The following is a 20959-nucleotide window of genomic DNA, read 5'->3' as shown; positions in this document are numbered from 1 at the left end:
TCTTTGATATGAGTGGCAATTATCGCTTTACGAGCTCAAGAACCTTTTCCGCTGCAATTTCTCCAGCAGGACGATCCGTTTGCATGAATCGGGCGATCTTATCGAAACTCTCAAGCTGCGCGCTGCGCCGCAAACCTGGCATCAGTAATTGTTCAAGCTGGCGGGCAAGCGACCCTGCGCGCACGAATATGTTGAAATATTCGGGTACAACAGGTTCATCAGCGATAATATTTGGAAGCGCTGCGCTCCATATTTTGATACGCGGCGCAAGGAATGTACGCGCCAACCAGTCTGGTTTGTAGGAGAGCACCGTCGGTATGCGGGCCAAAGCCAATTCCAGGGACACCGTCCCCGATGCGGCAAGTGCCGCATCGGCTTGCGAAAACGCGCGCAGTCGCTCGGCTTCGCCAACAACGATATTGGGGCGAACCGCCCAGTTTGCCGTCAATTCACGGACCATTGCCTCAACCCGCGGCAATGTCGGTATAGTCACATTGATCTTATTGCCGCGGCTCACAAGCAGTTCTGCCGTTTCCCCGAATACCTCAATAAGGCTGGCAATTTCCGACCTTCGCGAACCCGGCAATATCAAAAGATTCTTGATCTCCCGATCACCAAGCCCCGCATCTCGAGCCCGATTTGTCTCCGCAGCTTCCAGCAGTGGTGCATAGGAAACCAGCCTATGCCCGACATAGGTTGATGGAGGACCGTCCAAATCTTTTAATGCCTGCACTTCAAATGGAAGAATAACCAGGACATGATCTATATAGGAACGCATTGCTTTCGCGCGCTCCGGTCGCCAGGCCCATACAGATGGACTGATGTAATTCACGATGGGTATGGAAGGGTCCGCCGCCCGCACCTTGCGCGCCACACGATGCGTAAAATCGGGACTGTCGATAATGACAAGGCAATCCGGCTTCGACGCGACAATTGAAGCAGCAAGCTGTGATATCCGGCGGACAAGCTGAGGCAGTTTGCGTATGATAGCGCTAAGACCGACAAGCGCTATCTCGTGCTGATCAAAAAGACTATCAAGCCCAAGCTCAGCCAGATGATCGCCGCCAACGCCAGTCAGCGTAATCTCTCCATCGTGGCTCTTGCGCAGCGCCCTTACGAGATCGGCACCCAACTGGTCACCAGACTCCTCGCCTGTTATGATAGCCAGACGCAGCGTTTCTCCAGCTTCCATCAGCTTTCCTCCTGCCCAAAAGTCTGGATAAAAAGGCCAGCGGCATTGGCGGCGGCAACGGTGTCTTCGTAGGAAAGAATAAGAGTGCGACCAGCTTCCACCGCAATTCCGTTCAAACCGGCCTTCACCGCATTCTCAACGGTGCTGACACCGATAGCAGGGAGATCCGCCCGAACCTCCTGTTGCGGCTTGGCACATTTGACCAGCACACCACCTTTGCGGTTTATCCGCTTTGCCTGACGCAAATCGGCGACACGTTGCAGCATTGCGTCGGTCCCCTCGACCCCTTCCAGCGCGACCACCCGTCGCCCTACGGCGATAGCTGCCTGACCAATATCCAGTGAACCAATCAATGTCGCAGCCTTGCGCGCCGCTTCAATGTTGTCGCGACCTTCCTGAGTTGGTTTCTTACGTGTAATGCATCCCGGCGCAGGTGCAAGAATATCGGGCACCACTTCGTGAGCGCCAAGCACGCGAAAACCATAGGATTCAATTGTCGAAATAACAGCACGGAGCAGACCATCATCTCCGAGCCTGAATGCGCGCATAAACCGATAGAGCGCCACAAGATTTCCGTTTCCAGGTTTAAGTGCAGCGCTGAACTCCGGCCGGTGCCGGATACCGCCAGCAAGAACAACGTTTGCGATATTCTCCGATTTCAGGATTCTCATCAACCCGCCAAGTTCCACAATGGATATCTCGGCATGTTCACCGGCGTAAAGTTCGGGATCAGCCTCCCCTTTGATTGTTACAATCAAAGGGTTAGCACCTTTCTTTCGCAAACTGGCTGCAACGGCAACCGGCAAAGAACCATTGCCCGCTATGATGGCAGTGCGGCCAAGAATCGGCGCTGAAGTATTTTCCTGTTGTGGTGCTCTAGCTGACGTCACTGTCACTGATCTCGATTGCAGAATCGAGCGGCGGCGTACAGAAGGCGCGCTTTGTGTCCGTGCTGATGAAATCAATCAGGTCAGCCACGGCAGGCGATTCCGGAAATGCGATACGAACGTCATCGGCGCGATTTTTGATCGATTTCGACCGATCGAACAGCATGCGCACAGCATGGCGCAAATTATGGATTTCTGGCCGCGCCATTCCCGAGCGCTTCATCCCGACAATGTTGAGGCCCCCAAGATAGGCATGATTACCGATTGCCATGCCGTAAGGAACGAGATCACTGGCTAAAGCCGCAAGGCCACCAATAAAGGCGTGATGCCCCACCCGCACAAATTGATGAATGCCGGCACCGCCGCCGATGATGACATTGTTTCCGATGGTGACGTGTCCGCCGATCATAACATTATTGGAAAACGTAACATTATCGCCAATGATGCAGTCGTGCGCGACATGGGAGTAAGCCAGAAACATACAATTGTCGCCGACAGTGGTGATGCCTCGGCTTCCATCCGTTCCGCGATGCATGGTGACACCTTCGCGAATAACGCAATTCTTGCCGATCACAAGCGTCGTGTGACCACCCTTATGTTTTGTATTTTGAGGCTCACCGCCAAGCACGGCATTCGGATAGACTCTTGAACCATCTCCAAGCGTGGTCGGTCCCATGATGATGACATGGCTGAGAAGGCTAACACCGTCACCGACAATCGCTTCAGAACCAATATGGCAAAACGGGCCGATGGTTACGCCTTCGCCGATCTTCGCGCCCTGCTCGATGATAGAGGTAGGATGAATGCTCGACATCAAGCCCCGGTCACTTCTTCAACAGGGAAACTGACCATCGCTGCAACTTCAGCTTCAGCTACCTTCACGCCATCCACCTCGGCGATACAAGCATATTTATGAATATTGCCGCGCTGCTTGAGCTTCGTTACACGCAACTTCAATTGATCACCTGGCACGACAGGCTTTCTGAACTTGGCATTGTCGATGGTCATGAAGAAGACCTGGCCCGGCTTACCGCTGCCATTGTTGAACAGTACAATAGCGCCTGCCGTCTGAGCCATTGCTTCAATAATCAGCACACCGGGCATGATCGGGAGTTCGGGAAAATGTCCAGCAAAATGCGGCTCATTAATGCTGACATTCTTGATTCCAGTCGCTGATCTGTCTGCATCAATGTCAACGATCCGGTCTATCAACAGGAATGGATACCGGTGCGGCAGATTGGCCAGAAGTTTCTGGATATCCGCAACGCCAAGGCTTTCTGCTTTTACGGTATCATTCATCTGAACTGCTCTCCTTCTTGGTCCGGGACATGGCGCGAACGCTGGCAATCTCTCGGAACCACTGCTTGAACGGTTGCGCGGGCGCTCCGGCCCACCGCTCACCATCCGGAATATCATTCATAACGCCGCTTGCTGCGGCAATTTCCACGCTCGCCCCAATGGTGACGTGATCCTTAATTCCGACACTTCCACCAAGTCGCGTCATGTCCCCAAGAATAACGCTGCCGGAAATACCGCACTGCGCTGCGATGACGCAATGGCGACCGATTCGCACATTATGAGCAATCTGCACCAAATTATCGATTTTTGTACCTTCGCCAATGACAGTATCCGCCAAGGCACCGCGATCCACGGTCGTATTAGCACCAATCTCTACATTGTCCTGAATGATCACCCGTCCAAGTTGAGGCATTTTGTCGAGACCACCCTTGCCCGGCACATAGCCGAATCCATCCTGGCCGATACGTACACCCGGATGCAAAAGCACCCTGTTACCGAGAAATGAATACTGAACGGAACTGCCCGGTGCAACGTAGCAATCGCGTCCAATCTTGCAACCATTGCCTATAACCACATTGGCGCCGATTACGGTGCCCGAGCCTATGGAAACGTGACTGCCGATAATAGCACCGGGTTCGATTGTCACATCGTCTTCAATTTCAGCCGTTTCGTGAACGATAGCATGAGATGAAATGCCGGTTTGTCCGCTCCACAAATGCGCGTTGACAGCATTCGGATAAAGCGCGCGCCCAATAGCAGCAAATGCTTGCTGTGGATGGCGTGTTACAATGATGGCGACATTTTTGGGTACGCTGGGCCGAACCTCTTCGGTACAGAGAACACACGCAGCATTCAAGCCACTCAAATCCAATGCATTTTTCTTGCTTTCAATGAAAACAAGCGCATCAGGACCGGCATCGTTCAGTGAAGCCAAACGGGAAATGGGCCGATTAGCCAGAGAACTGTCCACAAGAACGCCATTGGTCAGATCCGCGATCTGACCAATGGTTACATTTGACAGTGACTCATAAAAGATCGGATCGGCCATCGACTAACTTTCTCCCCCGGGGAAACTTGCTCCCCCCGGGAGGTCAGCAATCTATCAGAACTTGCTCGACATGCCGAAGTTGAAATTCTGCACCTGATCGCCATCAACTTTCTTGACCGGCACGGCATAGTCGAAGCGCAACGGACCGAATGGCGAAGCCCACATGATGCTGGCACCGACGGATGCACGCCATTCCATCTTTTCGCCTTCTACATCGATACCTTCGCTACCCTTCAAATCACTACCGAACAAGGTCGCCGCATCAGCAAAGAATGCACCACGAATACCAAGACTCTCTGGAATGACAGGCATCGGGAACTGGGTTTCGACGCTGGCATTCAGGTATGTATTACCGCCGAGGAAGCTACCCTTCTTGTCGTCTGTATTGGCGTCACGAGGGCCAATCCCGGCATACTTAAAGCCACGGATCATGTCCTGTGTGTTCTTGAACGTATCGAATACGCGCAGATCATCTCCGCCAAAGCCTTCAATGTGGCCTGCACCTACAGCAACCAAGCCGACAACATCCAACTCATCAAGAAGAGTTTTGTAGTAGCTGGCTTTGACCGTTGTTTTCAGGAAGTTGGCATCACCTCCGATACCTGCATATTCCTGATTAAACTTCGCGTAGATACCATCGCGAGGATTCTTCAGATCATCGATCGTGTTGTAGGTGAGCGACCAACTGACCGAAGATTTAATCCAAGGGCTTTTCTCAGCAGCGTCAGCAAATGCTTTGGATATCTCAGATGGATCATACTCGCCATTTGGTAGCTTGGCATCGTCATCAATCTCATACTCTTCACGCGTGAGATTATAGGCAACACCTGCTGTCAGCTCTTCCGTAATCGGCAAACCGAAGCGGATTGTGCCACCTGTCAGATCTGTCTCATACTTGTCGCGAACGCCTGACTGACGCTTGAAGATATCAAAGCCGGCAGAAATACGCTGACCGAGGAAGTATGGCTCGGTGAACGAAAGCGAGTAGGTGCGATTATTATCGAGACCACCGCCTGCACCGATACGGATATACTGACCGCGGCCAAGGAAGTTACGCTCCGTGATGGAACCTTCCACTGTCGGACCGGGGCTTTCACCACCTGTCGTATAACCACCGCCGATAGAGAATTCACCTGTCGGCTTTTCAATGACGTCAACAACAAGAATGACCTGATCGGGCTGCGAACCGGGCGCAGTCGAGATATTGACGATCTGGAAGAACTCGAGACGCTCAAGACGACGTTTTGCACGCTGAATGAGAACCTGATTGAACGCATCACCTTCGCTCACGTCAAATTCACGGCGAATAACAAAATCGCGGGTCTTTTCGTTACCGCGGATTTCAATGCGTTCAACATAGGCGCGCGGGCCTTGGTCGATTGCATAGGTGACTGAAATCGTGTGGTTTTCAAAGTTACGATCGCCACGCGGCTCTACCTTCGCAAAAGCATAACCCTGACCGGCAACCTTTTCGGAAACCTTGATAATCGAATCTTCAATATCCTTGGCGCTGTAGGTGTCGCCTTCACGTGACTTTACGAGACCATTTAACTGCGAAGTATCAACACCCTCAACAGAACTTTCGATCTGTACGCCGCCAAACGTATACTTTTCACCCTCTTCAACGGTGATATTGATGGTATAATCGTTGGTTTCCGGATCAAGATCAGCAGTTGAAGAAACAACACGGAAGTCCGCATAGCCGCGGTTATAATAAAAACGGCGCAGCGCTTCTTCGTCTGCACGCAGACGATCTTCGCTGTAAACGTCGTTACGGGTCAACCATGACAGTGGGTTGGACTTCTTTGTCGAAATCACGTCACTCAGGCGGCGATTGCCAAATGCCTGATTGCCGACGAAGTTGATTTTGGCAATCTTTGTACGGTCGCCTTCATTAATTTCGAAAACAACATTGACACGCCCTTCGCCCAAATCCATCAAGCGCGAGTTTACAGTTGCGTCGCTGCGGCCAACATTGCGATAGGCTGCGCGGACTGCTTCTGTATCTGCATCAAGCGTTGCCTGATCAAAAGCGGCGCGTGGCTTTAGCTGAACAGCATTTTGCAGCGCAGGGTCTTTGATCTTCTTGTTGCCCTGGAAGATAACCTGGTTCACAACCTGATTTTCATTGACCGTGACAACAAGCGCACCGCCCGATTGGCTGATGCGCACATCGCTGAACAGGCCAGTAGCGAAAAGTCGCTTGGTTGCCGCATCGATATCTGCATTGGAGAATGACTTGCCGGGTGTAATACCAATATTGTCACGCACTGTCTGTGTATCAACACGCGTATTGCCCCGCACTTCAATACGGCTGACAGTTGCCGCCTGCGCTGTAGCCACGCCTGCGACCGTTGTTACGATCGCACCCGAACTGACGAGTGCCGCTGAAATGGCGAGCGCTGACGCCGCACCTACAAATTTTGAACTTGCCGCCATAGGCCTTATGAACCTTCGTTTCTCGTTCTACCCGGGCGAGATCCCGGACTAAGCATTACTCGTACACCGTCATAGCCGGTTTTTATATACACGCAAGGCTTACGGTTAAAAACTGTTTACTTCCCACATAACAGTGGCATCCATGCCACGCCATTCCGCACGTATAGTAAACAGATCATGTCGTTTTGCCATAACACGTCTCAAATTTTCACCAATGTTTAATTTTCAGGTCAGCATGCGAAAAGATCATTGAAGATGACAAATCCCATAAATCCGAGCACCAGGAAGAATCCTGTTCGGAAAAATAACTCCTGTACAGCGGGCTTTACGGGCCTGCCTATAACTGCCTCGGCAGCATAAAAAACCAGATGCCCGCCATCAAGCGGGGGCAAAGGGAAAAGATTGAGGAGACCGATACCGATGGACAGCATGGCGGTAAGCTGGATCAGCCAATCAATTCCCTGACTGGCCGCTTGCCCCGCCATAGTCGCAATCTTGACCGGGCCACCCAACTGGCACTTATCTTCCCTGCCTGCAAAAAACCGGCTGAAGAACTGTCCTGTGCGGGCAATGATAAAGCCGCTTTCACGCACAGCCTGACCGACCGATTCGATCGGCCCATACTCGATGCGGCGAAAATTCCCTGCCTGCAAATTGGTAACAACGCCGATAACAGCGACTTTTACCTTGTTGCCAAGCGCGTCTTCCTGCTCGGAAAGTTCAGGCGTCGCGGTCAGCTGCACCTCTTTGCCAGCACGCTCCACGATGAAACTCAATGAATCTCCGCCTCTTGCTGAGACGTGGCGCTGCACGTCCGCAAACGTTACGACCTTCTCGCCATCAACACTGACAAAACGATCCCCGGGCTGAAAGCCTGCAATGGCCGCCGGGCCGCCGGGCCGCACTTCGGCTACCATGGGATCGGAAACCATCTTCCCATACAGAGCGAAAAACACCGAAAAAATTGCAACAGTGAGCAAAATGTTGAAGGCCGGGCCTGCAAATACCGTTGCGGCACGTTTCCATACCGGTTGCGTATGAAACGCCACAGCACGTTCGGCATCTGTCATGGTCGCTGTATCGGCGGCGGTGGAACTGGTGACGTCCTCATCACCGGCGAATTTTACATACCCGCCCAGTGGAATAGCCGAGAGCTTCCAGCGTGTTCCCCTGGAATCATTAAAGCCAATCAATTCAGGCCCAAAACCGATGGAAAAAGCTTTCACGCCGATACCGCACCACCGGCCCACCAAATAGTGCCCCATCTCATGAACGAAGACGACAACCGTTAAAACGATAAGAAACGGTATGATTGTTCCGACAAGCACGCTTTGAGTGCCAAATACCGTATGCAGCAGGTCTGTCAAATTATCCTCCGGGCCCGCAACGCAATGAATAAGCCAAAAGGCTCCAGCAGCTCAGCCGTCTAGAAAAGTATGTCGTATGGTGTTTCTGGTGTCACCAGAATTGCTCCGATGACGTATAGCAATGCAGCGGCAGCTACAAGCCCATCGACGCGATCCATCACGCCACCGTGACCGGGAATCAACGTGCCTGAATCCTTTGCACCAAACTTTCGCTTCATCCAGGATTCACCAAGGTCACCCAGCTGGGCAATAATTGAGATGAACAATGCAATGAGGGGTAAGGAGATTCCACCACCGGGAGTAATGAACGAAGCGCATGCCACACCGGCGGCAACGCCAGCTGCTGTCCCGCCAATTGCCCCTGACCAGGTTTTATTGGGCGAAAAACGTGGCGCAAGTTTTGGCCCGCCGAGCGCTTTTCCATTGAAATAGGCAAAAATATCTGTTGCCCAGACCACTGCAAACAAAAACAGAATGGCCGCAAACCCATCACCAGTGTCACCGCGCAACAAGGTGAGTGAGATGGCCGGAAATCCCGCATAGATCAGCCCCGCCGCAGGCCAATAACCCGATTGGCGCCCGCCCAACATAGCTATAACCACAGAGCCGACAAATAAAATGAGAAACATTGTCAAAACATGCTGCGTGAATAACAACACGAGCAGGGTGGCAATCAGGAGGGCCCAGGACAAGCCGCCGGTCAAAGCGTTCATCCGGTCCTTCGACATGGATTGCCATTCAAAAAGAATACCGAGCGCAATCACACTGGCAAGCAGGCCAAAGCCGACACCACCTGCCCAAGTGAGAACTACCGCGATGACGATCAGAACAATTGCACTCAGTATGCGCTTTTGCAGATTGGACAGCCCATTGCCGGAAAGTTTCACAGAGCGATGTCCTGTGCCGTAACGCCGCCGAAACGGCGTTCTCGCGATTGAAACGTCTCTATCGCTTCTGACAAATGTGAGGGACGAAAATCCGGCCAGTAACAGGGTAGGAACATAAACTCTGAATAAGCCGCCTGCCAGAGCAAGAAATTGGAAAGCCGCATCTCGCCACTTGTCCGGATAATCAGGTCTGGATCTGGCATCTCCGCCGTATCAAGACGCGCCGATATATCTTCCGCGGTGATTGCAGAGCCCGCAATAATGCCAGCAGCAACATCATCGACCAGCTTTTTCACCGCGCGGGTAATTTCATTGCGCGAGCCATAATTAAAGGCGATTACCAAAGTAAGGCCCTGGTTCTTCTGTGTGAGCGTTTCGGCTTCGGTTAAAAGCCCCAGAATGTCTTTTGCCAGTCCTTCGCGTTCTCCGATAATGCGGACGCGAACGTTTTCCCGGTGCAAATCCGCCAGATCGCGGCGAATGAACAATTTTAGCAGGCCCATGAGATCGGAAACTTCCGAGCGCGGCCTTGACCAGTTCTCAGAGGAGAAAGCAAAAAGCGTAAGGTAGGGAATAGCCATTTTACCGGCAGCGCGGATTGTCTCGCGCAGCGATTCTACACCGGCTTTGTGGCCCGCAGCGCGGGGAAGGCCCCTCGCCTTTGCCCAACGGCCATTTCCATCCATAATGATGGCAATGTGGCGCGGGTTGGACATGGGCTTAAACCTCCGATGAATATTAGAACTGGTGGATAGTTCTAAACCTGCATAATTTCCGCTTCTTTAACAGCCACAACCTTATCCATTTCGGCGATGGTGTCATCTGTCAGCTTCTGAACTTTCTCGGACAACACACGATTATCGTCCTGGCTGATATCGCCGTCCTTTTCGAGCTTCTTCAGCTCGTCCATGCCGTCGCGGCGAACATGACGCGCTGCCACCTTGGCCTGCTCGACATATTGGTGAGCAATTTTAACGAGTTCCTTGCGGCGCTGCTCATTGAGCTCAGGCAAGGGAATGCGCAAATTATTTCCGTCGGTGATCGGATTGAGGCCCAGTCCGGATTCGCGGATGGCGCGCTCCACTTTGCCGACCATCGACTTGTCCCAGACAGATACGGACAACATGCGTGATTCAGGCACGGTAATATTGGCAACCTGGTTGAGGGGCATTTGCGAGCCATAGGCATCGACAGTAATCGGTTCCAGCAGGCTGGCAGAAGCACGTCCCGTGCGAAGTCCGCCCAGATCATGTTTCAACGCTTGCACGGCACCATCCATACGGCGCTTCAAATCGTTCAAATCGAGTGCATCACTCATACTCAATGCTCCTATATTCTTGGGCGATAAGGCTGGTTAGCTATCGGATACGACTGTTGCGCGTCCTTTACCCTGCAACACCTCAGCAAAACCACCTTTTTCGTGGATTGAATAGACGATAATCGGAATGTTGTTCTCGCGTGCAAGAGCGACCGCCGTTGTGTCCATAACCGCAAGGCCGCGATCAAGCACATCCTTGTGGGTCAAATGGTCAAATCGCACAGCATTCGGGTCTTTTTTGGGATCGGCCGAATAAATACCATCGACCTGCGTTCCCTTGAACAAGGCATCGGCGCTGATTTCGGCAGCGCGAAGGGCGGCGGCTGAATCGGTTGTGAAGAATGGATTGCCAGTACCGCCAGCGAATATAACCACCTTGCCCATATCCATATAGGCCGTGGCCAGTCGCTGTGAAAAAGTCTCGCAAAATTCCGGCATGGCAACAGCAGACAGAACAACAGTATCGATACCGAGCTTTACAAGCGATGTGCGAAGCGCCAGCGAATTAATGACTGTTGCAAGCATCCCCATATGGTCACCGGTTACACGGTCACCACCCTTGGAGGCCACTGCAACACCGCGAAAAATATTCCCGCCGCCGATAACGACGCCAACCTCGACTCCAAGCGCCCGCGCCTCAGCAATGTCGCTGGCGATGCGGTCAGCGACCGCAACGTCGATACCAAACCCTTGGTCGCCCATCAGAGCTTCACCGGAGGCTTTCAGCAGAACGCGTTTGTAGACAGCCGTACCAGCCATGGAGTCTCCCTCAGGGTCTTACTAAATTGAATGTAAATTCCGGATACACGAAGGGCATCGCGTTGTCACGCGATGCCCTTCATTTCAACTGTCGATTATTACTTCTTAACAGCTGCTGCAACTTCCGCAGCGAAGTCTGTTTCTTCCTTTTCAATGCCCTCACCCAGAGCAAAGCGGGCAAATGCCGTGATCTTTGCCGGCGCGCCAATTGCCTTTTCCGCATCCTTCAATGCAGCTTCGACAGTCAGGTCAGGGTTGATAACGAATGCCTGCGAAAGAAGCACAACTTCTTCATAGAACTTGCGCAAGCGGCCTTCGACCATCTTCTCAATGATGTTGTCTGGCTTGCCGGACTGGCGAGCGGACTCAGTGAAGACCGCCTTTTCCCGTTCGACAGCAGCCGGATCAACCTCAGCGGCAGTCAAAGCAAGCGGGTTTGTGGCAGCAACATGCATCGCAACCTGACGGCCAAATGCATTTGCTGCATCCGCATTGCCTGCAGTCTCGATAGCAACGAGAACGCCGAGCTTGCCGAGGCCGTCGGAAACGCCATTATGGATGTATGTGGCCACAACGCCTTCGCTGACACTCAAAGCAGCCGAGCGGCGGAATGACAGGTTTTCACCGATTGTACCGACGGCATCCTTGATTGTGTCTACAACCGACTTGCCGGTCGAAGGATAGGTCGCAGCCGAAACTGAAGCCGTCGAACCATCTGTTGTCAGGGCAACATTTGCAACATTGCGAACGATATCCTGAAACGCATCGTTGCGCGCAACAAAGTCAGTTTCGGAATTCACTTCCACAACAACGGACTTCGTGCCGTTTGTTGCTACGCCAACCAAGCCTTCGGCAGCCGTACGGCCGGCCTTCTTGTCAGCCTTGGATATACCCTTCGCACGCAGCCAGTCGACAGCGGCTTCCATGTCACCATTGGTTTCTGTCAGGGCTGTCTTGCAATCCATCATGCCAGCGCCGCTGATTTCGCGGAGTTCTTTTACTTGTGCTGCGGTAATGCTCATTCTAATCGCCTCTTCTCAAAGCAATCCCACGAAAACCGATACGGCTTTCCGTTTGAAACTGCGTGAAAACAAATAGATAAAGTGATTTCAGGATCTGGCGAAACCAAAACCACTTTAAAAACGAAGGCATACTGGTGAACCAGCATGCCAACTACGCGGCGCATCAAGCGCCAGTCGAATCGTTTTTAACCACCCGATAAGACGGGTGTATGAAGCCTCAAGCGGAGGCTTCACCTTCCTGTGCCGGTGTTTCTTCAGCCGCTGCTTCCAGCGCTGGCTCAACAGGAGCTTCTTCCTGTGCACCAACATCGATGCCGAGCGAGCCCTGCTGACGCAGAATGCCGTCGAGTGCTGCCTTGGCAATCAGATCGCAATAAAGCGAGATAGCGCGGGAAGCATCGTCATTGCCCGGGATCGGGAAATCGATCTGGTCCGGATCACAGTTGGAGTCGATCACTGCAACAACCGGAATACCAAGACGCTTGGCTTCCTGAATGGCAATCGCTTCCTTGTTGGTATCGATGATGAAGATAAGGTCCGGAATCGACCCCATGTTCTTGATACCGCCGAGAGCACGGTTGAGCTTCTCGCGTTCGCGGTCAAGGTTCAGACGCTCCTTCTTGGTGAAGCCCTGTGCTTCGCCGGAAAGAAGTTCGTCGAGCTTGCGCAGACGCTGAATGGAATTCGAAATGGTCTTCCAGTTGGTCATCATGCCGCCGAGCCAGCGCGCATTGACGTAATACTGGGCAGAACGGGTTGCGGCATCAGCGATGATGTCCGAAGCCTGACGCTTGGTACCAACGAACAGAACGCGGCCGCCACGGGCAACGGTGTCCGAAACCTTCTTCAGCGCTGTGTTGAGCAGCGGATAGGTCTGGGCCAAATCGAGAATGTGAATATTGTTGCGGGAACCATAGATATATGGTGCCATTTTCGGGTTCCAGCGATGTGTCTGGTGTCCGAAGTGAACGCCAGCTTCCAAGAGCTGACGCATGCTGAAATCAGGCAATGCCATCTTGTATTTTCCTTTTCCGGTTGAACCTCCACGGGAAGAGGCGGGAAACCCGCCACCGGAGGCCATATCGGATTTCTCCCGATATCAACCCAAATCCCGTGTGTGGAATGAAGCGGCTGTTAATGGATAATTACGGCAAACGCAAGGGTGTCCGGCACAAAAGACCTCAACCGCATCTACTTCTTGCACTTCGGTGCATCATACAGCTCCAAATTCACCAGCTTTCCGATCATGGAGAAATCGCCGTAATCCATTTTCAGATCGCGGGTCACACCGTTGCGATACATCTTGAAGTTGATCCGGTAGCTTGGCAGCCCCTCTGCCTTTTCCTTCTCATCGAAGTATGCGATTGACACAGGCCAGGTCGCGTCCTTCGCCAACGGGCCCATGTGCTTTGCCTCGTCATCAGGTTCGGCAATGGCTGATTTGCCGATGACAACCGTCGTTGCCATGATCTTGTTGGCGTCTTCCGAACCATCGAAAAGCTTGGTCTGATAGAAAACCTCGCCAGCAATCGCCTTCTCGATCAATTGCTGCATATGGCGGGTTGGAAATTGGGAAAGATCAAGATCTTCCTTGGAAGCAACCGGCTTCGTTAGTGAGATTTCCGTCTTGTCTTTCAAGAGCGATGCATCACCGCGCACCTCTTTGGTCAGGCTCTGATCGACAAATGTCTTGTTGACGAAGCGAAACTTCTCACCATTTGCGGTTTCGAATGTCGTTGTTTGTTGATCTGTCACCCTTTGCGGCTGCTCTTCCATATCGACGCGCGTCACAAAGCGGAAATTCGTTGTATAACCTTCGCAAGCCGAGCCGTTGAACTCGTAGACCATGCGTCCCGTCAACCCGGTAATGCCGCTGGAATCCTGTGCATTATCCAGTTTCAAGTCATAAATCGCGCGATGAGGAACCAGCGTTGCAGTTCCGGCTGCAAAGGTCATGGTAGAACCACTCAAAGCCATGACGCCGAGACTGCAAACAAGGACGGGTAATACGCGCATTGACAAGATTCTCCACTATTTGAATGTGCATATTAAAAAAACTCTTGGCGGAAGCGAGGCAAAAATCGCAACTTTCATCACAATCAATTGCGATTCCCAAACACAAGGATAATAAATCATGAGCAATCCTGTTGAATCCCGCCTTGCCGAACTCGGCATCACCTTGCCCGTCGCCGCTGCCCCTGCCGCAAATTATGTTCCCTTTTCCCAAACGGGAAACCTTCTCCTGACATCGGGCCAATTGCCATTGGTTGGCGGGAAGCTCGTTCATACGGGATTGCTCGGCGCTGATCTGGATGTGGCTCAGGGTCAGGCTTGCGCTCAGGCATGCGCAGTGAACATTCTGGCTCAGGCAAAAGCCGCGCTTGGTGATCTTGAGAAAATCGTTCGTATCGTAAAGATCACAGTGTTTGTGGCGTCAACACCCGGCTTCACCGAACAGCATCTGGTCGCCAATGGCGCTTCGGATCTTCTCGCGGCAGCCTTGGGTGATGCGGGCCGTCACGCCCGTTCCGCAGTCGGCACAGCGGCCCTGCCCCTTAACGCTCCTGTCGAAATTGAAGCCATTATCGAGGTTCGCTGATTATGCCATCGATTGACTGGTTGAAGCAAACACCGATAGCCCATCGTGGCTTGCATGATTTGAACAATAAGCGCTGGGAAAACACACTGTCAGCTTTTGATGCGGCTGCAAGCGCGGGCTTCGCCATCGAATGCGACGTCCACCTGTCAGCGGATGGCAAAGCCGTTGTTTTTCATGATGGCACCTTGGATCGCACTACAGGCCAAAAGGGCAATATTGATGAACTGACTGCGCAGCAGGCCGGTCAAATCCGTGTCGGGGGAACGAAGGATCACATTCCCACCCTTGCCGAAGCTCTCAAGCTTATCGATGGCCGCGTGCCTATCATCATTGAACTGAAAGGCATTGCCGGACGTGATGACGGCCTGGTCAAGGCTGTCGCAAGCGATCTGGCGGCTTATCAAGGTCAGGCCGCAATCATGTCTTTCGACCACCATCTCATTCGCCTGTTCGGCAAGGATGCGCCGGGCATTCCAGCCGGTCTCACAGCCGAAGGTCTGCGCGACGAGGATATCGAAGCCCACTTCTCCATGCTGGCCTATGACATCGACTTCATTTCCTATAATGTTCATCATCTGGAAAACCGCTTTCTGGAGTTTGTGCGCTCCCACCTCGATTTGCCCTTGATCTCCTGGACTGTGCGCAGCGCGGCGGACAAAGTAACAAGCGATACCCTCGCAGATCAGATCACATTTGAGGGCTTCGATCCTCGCTTGGCATAAGCTTTGCCTTGCCTCTTGTATCGGCAGATCAATCACCTAGCTTAGGGTCAGGACCGGAAAAAATGCCGCTTCCGGTTCACCTTCGCTGATGGAAAGCCAACCCTGCCGATGCAAAATCTTGAACAAGGCAATTTTACCTTGCGTGTCTGCGAAGGCGTCAATGCATTTACGCCTGCCGAATGGTCACAACTGAACCAAACCTCCCGCAATCAACCGGGCTACAATCCATTCATTTCCCATGCCTTTCTCTCTGCGCTTGAAGAGTCAGGCTGCGTGGCCACCAAGGCTGGCTGGCTTCCCCAGTTTTTGCGCCTTGAAGATGAATGCGGCACACTTATCGGTGCTGTTCCCTGCTATCTGAAGAGTCACAGCCAGGGCGAATATGTCTTCGACCACGGCTGGGCCGATGCCTTTGAACGCGCTGGCGGACGCTATTACCCCAAATTGCAGGCAAGCATACCCTTCACGCCTGCCACTGGCCCGCGCCTGCTGGTCAATAGTGATTGGGACAGTGATGCTGTACGAGCAGCTCTGGCAAATGGTCTCCAGCAACTTGCCATCCAACTGAGCGTTTCATCAGCGCATTCCACATTCGTCAATGACACGGATCTTGCATCTTTCAACGAGGCGGGTTTCCTGCATCGCGTCGATCAACAGTTTCATTTCTTCAATGATGACTATGCCAATTATGACGAATTCCTGGACACTCTCGCTTCCCGCAAGCGCAAGGCTTTAAAAAAAGAACGACGGGACGCTGTCGTCAACGGCATTACTATTGAGCGTCTTACCGGCGATCAGCTCACGCCGGAAATTTGGGACGATTTTTATACGTTCTATATGGACACCGGCAGCCGCAAATGGGGCCGGCCCTATCTCAACCGCAAGTTCTATCAGCTGATTGGCGAGCGTATGCCGGATGATATCATGCTTGTCATGGCTCGGCGTGATGGCCGCTATATAGCAGGAGCCATCAATTTTATCGGCTCTGACAGGCTATATGGCCGCAATTGGGGCTGTATCGAAGACCACCGCTTTCTGCATTTTGAGGTTTGCTATCATCAGGCCATCGACTTTGCTATTGAGCGCAAATTGCAGGTTGTTGAAGCAGGTGCACAAGGCGAGCACAAGCTGGCGCGTGGCTACCTTCCCGTCATCACCAATTCCGTGCACTACATTGCCCATGAGGGGTTGCGGCGTGCAGTCAATGATTTCCTCAGGCACGAGCGTGCCGATGTCGCTCTGATGAGCGATGTACTAAGCGAGCATGCGCCCTTCAAGAAATCCGAACAATGAACTTGACCTGCAACTTTGCCTTGATCAAACATCAGACATGACTTTGTAAGGACACGCACAGCATGAGCCAGCAATATGACAACACCAATATATTCGCGCGAATTCTCCGCGGAGAAATCCCGTCTCACAAAGTTTACGAAGACGATAAGACCTACGCGCTGATGGATGTGATGCCACAGGGACAGGGCCATTGTCTTGTGCTGACCAAATCGCCCAGCCGCAACATACTTGATGTAAGTGCAGACGATCTTTCTGCTGCCATCGCCACGACTCAGAAAATTGCCAAGGCAGTCGTCAAAGCCTTCAATGCCGATGGTGTGAACATTGCCCAGTTCAACGAAGCTGCAGCCGGGCAGACGGTTTTCCATCTGCATTTTCACATCATTCCGCGTTTTGAAGGAATAGCGCCCAAGCCACACAACACCACCATGGAAGACAATACCGTGCTGGCAGCCAATGCGGAAAAGATCAGGGCTGCTTTGGCAGACCTATAGAAGCAGGCCTGCAATCAGAATGGCTTCCCCGACGATAACACCGATAATAACCCGTCTGCCGAGATAGAGATAGGCGAGAAATCCCGCCAGGGCGGCGCCTATCCTCAAATATGTGGATGAGTCTGCCAAGGCGCCACTTGGGTAGAGGATCAATTGGGCGATAACGCCTGCGACGAGTGATGTTGCAACAGCGCGCACAACAGTGAGTGCTTCTGAAGCTTCGCTAACGCGTCCGCCAATAAATACGCCGATAAAACGCCAGATATAGGTGGGTAGTGCACCGGCCAGCAGGATGAAAACATAAGGCCACCACCATGTGGAAAAACTTTGCCAAGTCATGTTGAACCGCCCCGCATGCGCACAAGCCGCACATAGATCATAGTCACGAGCCCACCGACAAAGCCTGTCAACAGCAGATCGTAGGCCGGTGCAATCATATGGATCAAAGGAAACAGCAGCAGGCCTGCCACCATGGCAACGTGAACAGAGCGATCACGTGCCGATCCCCATAGTGATGACAGGAAATACATAGGCGTCAGAAAAAACAGGGCAGCAAAGACCAGCGGCGGAAAGCTGGCCGAAAGCCAGTAAACGACAGCAACAACGAGAGCATTGACTGTCGTCAGCGTAACGCCCAGCCCCGCAAAAAATGTCAGGCGCATATCGCGTGGCACATGCTTTAGTTTTTCCATTCCAATCACATAGGCAGTAATCGCTATGAAATGCGCAATGGGAAGAAGCGCTCTTTTTTTGGTTTTGGGTCCACGCACTTCAGGTATGAAAGCCGCAACCATGGGCATCAGACGTATGGACGACAATCCCACTGCAATTGCCGTTGCAATAACCGAATACCCGCCTGAAATAGCACCGATCAAGACAATGTTAGCCGGAAGCGCCCAGATTGTGGCCACCATAAATGTTGCTTGCAACATGGTAACGCCGTTCTCGCTGGCAAAACCAGCGAACCCGACATGAGCCGTCATGAGGATAAGCGCCGGGATGCTTCCGATCAACGAAGCGCCAGCCAGAAACCATCTTAATGGTGTCCGCTCGGCCATCTGTGTTTCTTCGGTGGGGATTCCGGAATCAGCCATGCTTCCAGCGTTAAACAGAACTCTTATGGTCGGCAAGAAAAAGGCCACCCGAAGGTGGCCTTTTCGCTATTTCTTGCGTGGAACCTTTGGCACTGATGCCTTGGGAGTTGCCGGAACAGAACGCTCCTCGCTAACTGCCCCTGCGGAAGCTTTCTCCAGCACTGGCTTTTTAGGTGCCGGCTTCTTTCGTGCCAACGGCTTTTTCTCGACCGGCACTTCCTTCTTCGGCTTCACTACAACCTCATCGGCAATGTAGTCGAGTACCAGTCCGCGTGAACCATCTGGCTTCTCGGCAACAGAAACCTTGACGGTGCCACCCTTCTTGAGCTTGCCGAACAGCACTTCGTCGGCCAATGGCTTCTTGATGTACTCCTGAATGACACGGCCAAGCGGACGCGCACCCATACGATCATCATAGCCCTTGTCAGCCAGCCAGGCGATTGCTTCCTGTTGCAGATCGAATGTTACGCCGCGATCGGCAAGCTGCGCCTCAAGCTGAATAACAAATTTCTGCACCACCTGATGAATGACCGGAACAGGCAGAGGACCGAATGGCACGATCGCATCAAGACGGTTCCGGAATTCCGGTGTGAACAGGCGGTTGATGGCCTCCAGATCATCGCCTTCGCGACGCGAAGAGCCAAAGCCGATTGCTGCCTTCGCCGCATCGGAAGCGCCCGCATTGGTTGTCATGATGAGAATGACGTTGCGGAAATCGATCTGCTTGCCGTTATGGTCTGTCAGCTTGCCATGATCCATGACCTGCAAAAGAATATTGAACAGGTCGGGATGCGCCTTCTCGATTTCGTCCAGCAGCAGCACGCAATGCGGATGCTGGTCAACACCATCGGTCAAAAGACCGCCTTGATCGAAGCCGACATAGCCGGGAGGTGCACCGAGCAACCGCGATACCGTGTGACGCTCCATATATTCCGACATGTCGAAACGCAGGAGTTCCACGCCAAGCGAAGCAGCCAATTGCTTGGCGACCTCGGTCTTGCCGACGCCGGTAGGACCGGAGAATAGGTAAGAGCCGATTGGCTTCTCAGGCTCGCGCAATCCGGCACGGGCCAGCTTGATCGATGAAGATAGCGCTTCGATGGCCAGATCCTGACCATAGACCACACGCTTCAATTCGGCCTCAAGATTCGAAAGGACGGCTTCGTCATCCTTCGAGACGGTCTTCGGCGGAATCCTTGCCATTGTGGCAATGGTTGCCTCGATTTCCTTGACGCCAATCGACTTCTTGCGCTTGGCCTCCGGCAACAGCATCTGGCTTGCGCCCGTCTCATCAATCACGTCGATTGCCTTGTCCGGCAACTTGCGATCATTGATATAGCGCGCCGAAAGTTCCACAGCCGATTTGATTGCCTCCACAGTGTATTTCACCTTGTGGAAGTCTTCAAAATAAGGCCGCAGGCCTTTCATGATCTCGATCGCATCAGGGATCGAAGGTTCATTGACATCGATCTTCTGGAAACGGCGTACGAGCGCCCTGTCCTTCTCAAAGAACTGGCGAAACTCTTTGTAAGTCGTTGAACCAATGCAACGAATTGCTCCTGATGAAAGCGCTGGCTTCAAGAGGTTCGACGCATCCATCGCGCCTCCCGATGTGGCGCCGGCACCGATGATCGTGTGAATTTCGTCGATGAACAGGATCGCACCGGGAAACTCTTCAAGCTCCTTGATGACCTGCTTCAAACGTTCTTCAAAATCGCCACGATAGCGCGTTCCTGCCAGCAATGTGCCCATATCCAGCGAGAACACTGTTGCATCCTGAAGTACGCTTGGCACCTTCTTTTCGACAATGCGCTTCGCCAGACCTTCGGCAATGGCAGTCTTGCCGACGCCAGGATCACCGACATAGAGCGGATTGTTTTTTGAGCGACGGCAAAGAATCTGGATGGTCCTGTTGATCTCCTGATCGCGGCCGATCAATGGGTCAATCTTTCCGGCCTTGGCGCGGTCATTCAGATTGATGCAATAGGCCGTCAGGGCATCCTGCTTTTTCTTTGTCGTTTCATCGGACTCCGAAGCATGTGATTCCTCATTATTGCTCTCGGCGCCCAGCGGCGTACGCGGCTCGGACATGCCCGGACGCTTGGAAATCCCATGGGAAATGTAGTTGACCGCATCATAGCGGGTCATCTGCTGTTCCTGCAGGAAGAAGGCCGCATGGCTTTCGCGTTCAGCAAAGATCGCGACAAGCACGTTTGCGCCGGTCACTTCTTCGCGATTGGACGACTGCACATGGATGACAGCACGCTGGATCACGCGCTGGAAAGCGGCAGTCGGTTTTGAATCTTCATCATAGCCCGTAACAAGATTGTCGAGCTCATGATCAACATAATCGTTCACCGTGCGGGTAAGTTGCACCAGATCGACATTGCACGCGCGCATGACACTGCTTGCGTCCTGATCGTCGATCAGTGCAAGAAGCAGATGCTCCAGCGTGGCATATTCGTGATGATGCTCATTGGCGATTGTCAGCGCCTGATGCAGGGCCCGCTCAAGACTAGGTGAGAAAGATGGCATGAAA

Annotated in this window: 21 protein-coding genes; 4 read left to right on the top strand and 17 right to left on the bottom strand. The window is 52.8% G+C overall.

Annotation, left to right across the window (positions count from 1 at the left end):
• Window positions 1-19: 19 nt before the first annotated feature.
• The 14 genes from lpxB to ACYJL1_RS10715 form a co-directional block, all read right to left on the bottom strand.
• Window positions 20-1195 carry a lipid-A-disaccharide synthase gene (lpxB, locus tag ACYJL1_RS10780; protein ID WP_460898011.1) on the bottom strand — a complete coding sequence of 392 codons (1176 nt, stop codon included), beginning with the start codon at window positions 1193-1195 and terminating at the stop codon, window positions 20-22.
• Window positions 1192-2088, bottom strand: coding sequence for an LpxI family protein (locus ACYJL1_RS10775; protein WP_460895408.1), 897 nt, complete (start codon window positions 2086-2088; stop codon window positions 1192-1194). Before ACYJL1_RS10775 ends, lpxB begins: the two co-directional genes overlap by 4 nt.
• The gene (gene lpxA / locus ACYJL1_RS10770) at window positions 2069-2893 is read right to left on the bottom strand and encodes an acyl-ACP--UDP-N-acetylglucosamine O-acyltransferase (RefSeq protein ID WP_460895407.1); all 825 of its coding nucleotides are present in this window, start codon (window positions 2891-2893) and stop codon (window positions 2069-2071) included. The genes ACYJL1_RS10775 and lpxA overlap by 20 nt, the downstream gene beginning before the upstream one ends.
• Entirely contained in the window at window positions 2893-3378 is a 486-nt protein-coding gene (gene fabZ, locus ACYJL1_RS10765; protein ID WP_460895406.1) for a 3-hydroxyacyl-ACP dehydratase FabZ, read from the bottom strand. Before fabZ ends, lpxA begins: the two co-directional genes overlap by 1 nt.
• Entirely contained in the window at window positions 3371-4426 is a 1056-nt protein-coding gene (gene lpxD, locus ACYJL1_RS10760) for a UDP-3-O-(3-hydroxymyristoyl)glucosamine N-acyltransferase (protein WP_460895405.1), read from the bottom strand. The genes fabZ and lpxD overlap by 8 nt, the downstream gene beginning before the upstream one ends.
• A 54-nt stretch (window positions 4427-4480) precedes the next feature.
• A complete protein-coding gene (gene bamA / locus ACYJL1_RS10755) occupies window positions 4481-6865 on the bottom strand; it encodes an outer membrane protein assembly factor BamA (RefSeq protein WP_460895404.1) in 2385 nt (794 codons plus the stop codon).
• Between the two features lie 230 nt (window positions 6866-7095).
• Window positions 7096-8232, bottom strand: coding sequence for an RIP metalloprotease RseP (rseP, locus tag ACYJL1_RS10750; RefSeq protein ID WP_460895403.1), 1137 nt, complete (start codon window positions 8230-8232; stop codon window positions 7096-7098).
• A gap of 59 nt (window positions 8233-8291) precedes the next feature.
• On the bottom strand, window positions 8292-9098 hold the full coding sequence (locus tag ACYJL1_RS10745; protein ID WP_460898010.1) for a phosphatidate cytidylyltransferase: 807 nt from the start codon (window positions 9096-9098) through the stop codon (window positions 8292-8294).
• A 17-nt stretch (window positions 9099-9115) separates the two neighbouring features.
• A complete protein-coding gene (locus ACYJL1_RS10740) occupies window positions 9116-9835 on the bottom strand; it encodes an isoprenyl transferase (RefSeq protein WP_460895402.1) in 720 nt (239 codons plus the stop codon).
• Between the two features lie 41 nt (window positions 9836-9876).
• Entirely contained in the window at window positions 9877-10437 is a 561-nt protein-coding gene (frr, locus tag ACYJL1_RS10735; RefSeq protein WP_460895401.1) for a ribosome recycling factor, read from the bottom strand.
• Window positions 10438-10473: 36 nt separating this feature from the next.
• Complete coding sequence (gene pyrH / locus ACYJL1_RS10730; RefSeq protein WP_348600307.1) at window positions 10474-11196, bottom strand: UMP kinase; 723 nt, start codon at window positions 11194-11196, stop codon at window positions 10474-10476.
• Window positions 11197-11294: 98 nt separating this feature from the next.
• The gene (tsf, locus tag ACYJL1_RS10725) at window positions 11295-12218 is read right to left on the bottom strand and encodes a translation elongation factor Ts (protein WP_460895400.1); all 924 of its coding nucleotides are present in this window, start codon (window positions 12216-12218) and stop codon (window positions 11295-11297) included.
• Window positions 12219-12435: 217 nt separating this feature from the next.
• Window positions 12436-13233 carry a 30S ribosomal protein S2 gene (gene rpsB / locus ACYJL1_RS10720; protein WP_460895399.1) on the bottom strand — a complete coding sequence of 266 codons (798 nt, stop codon included), beginning with the start codon at window positions 13231-13233 and terminating at the stop codon, window positions 12436-12438.
• Between the two features lie 176 nt (window positions 13234-13409).
• Window positions 13410-14195 (bottom strand): cell envelope integrity EipB family protein, encoded by a 786-nt coding sequence (locus ACYJL1_RS10715; protein WP_460898009.1) that lies wholly within the window; start codon window positions 14193-14195, stop codon window positions 13410-13412.
• Window positions 14196-14352: 157 nt separating this feature from the next.
• Between ACYJL1_RS10715 and ACYJL1_RS10710 the strand changes: the two genes are divergently transcribed.
• The 4 genes from ACYJL1_RS10710 (at window position 14353) to ACYJL1_RS10695 (ending at window position 17326) form a co-directional block, all read left to right on the top strand.
• Window positions 14353-14817, top strand: a complete 465-nt coding sequence (locus tag ACYJL1_RS10710; RefSeq protein ID WP_460895398.1) for a RidA family protein — start codon at window positions 14353-14355, stop codon at window positions 14815-14817.
• 2 nt (window positions 14818-14819) lie between these two features.
• Window positions 14820-15539, top strand: a complete 720-nt coding sequence (locus ACYJL1_RS10705) for a glycerophosphodiester phosphodiesterase (protein ID WP_460895397.1) — start codon at window positions 14820-14822, stop codon at window positions 15537-15539.
• A 108-nt stretch (window positions 15540-15647) separates the two neighbouring features.
• On the top strand, window positions 15648-16832 hold the full coding sequence (locus tag ACYJL1_RS10700) for a GNAT family N-acetyltransferase (RefSeq protein WP_460895396.1): 1185 nt from the start codon (window positions 15648-15650) through the stop codon (window positions 16830-16832).
• 62 nt (window positions 16833-16894) lie between these two features.
• Complete coding sequence (locus tag ACYJL1_RS10695; RefSeq protein ID WP_460895395.1) at window positions 16895-17326, top strand: HIT family protein; 432 nt, start codon at window positions 16895-16897, stop codon at window positions 17324-17326.
• Here the strand turns inward: ACYJL1_RS10695 and ACYJL1_RS10690 are convergent.
• The 3 genes from ACYJL1_RS10690 to clpA all read right to left on the bottom strand — a co-directional run bounded on the left by ACYJL1_RS10690 (window position 17321) and on the right by clpA (window position 20955).
• Window positions 17321-17665, bottom strand: a complete 345-nt coding sequence (locus tag ACYJL1_RS10690) for an AzlD domain-containing protein (RefSeq protein WP_460895394.1) — start codon at window positions 17663-17665, stop codon at window positions 17321-17323. The genes ACYJL1_RS10695 and ACYJL1_RS10690 overlap by 6 nt on opposite strands.
• Complete coding sequence (locus ACYJL1_RS10685; protein WP_460895393.1) at window positions 17662-18420, bottom strand: AzlC family ABC transporter permease; 759 nt, start codon at window positions 18418-18420, stop codon at window positions 17662-17664. The genes ACYJL1_RS10690 and ACYJL1_RS10685 overlap by 4 nt, the downstream gene beginning before the upstream one ends.
• A 66-nt stretch (window positions 18421-18486) precedes the next feature.
• Window positions 18487-20955 (bottom strand): ATP-dependent Clp protease ATP-binding subunit ClpA, encoded by a 2469-nt coding sequence (gene clpA / locus ACYJL1_RS10680; protein WP_460895392.1) that lies wholly within the window; start codon window positions 20953-20955, stop codon window positions 18487-18489.
• Window positions 20956-20959: the final 4 nt, after the last annotated feature.

This window comes from Phyllobacterium sp. K27 (assembly GCF_054796155.1).
This window is presented reverse-complemented; position numbering and strand designations above follow the sequence as displayed.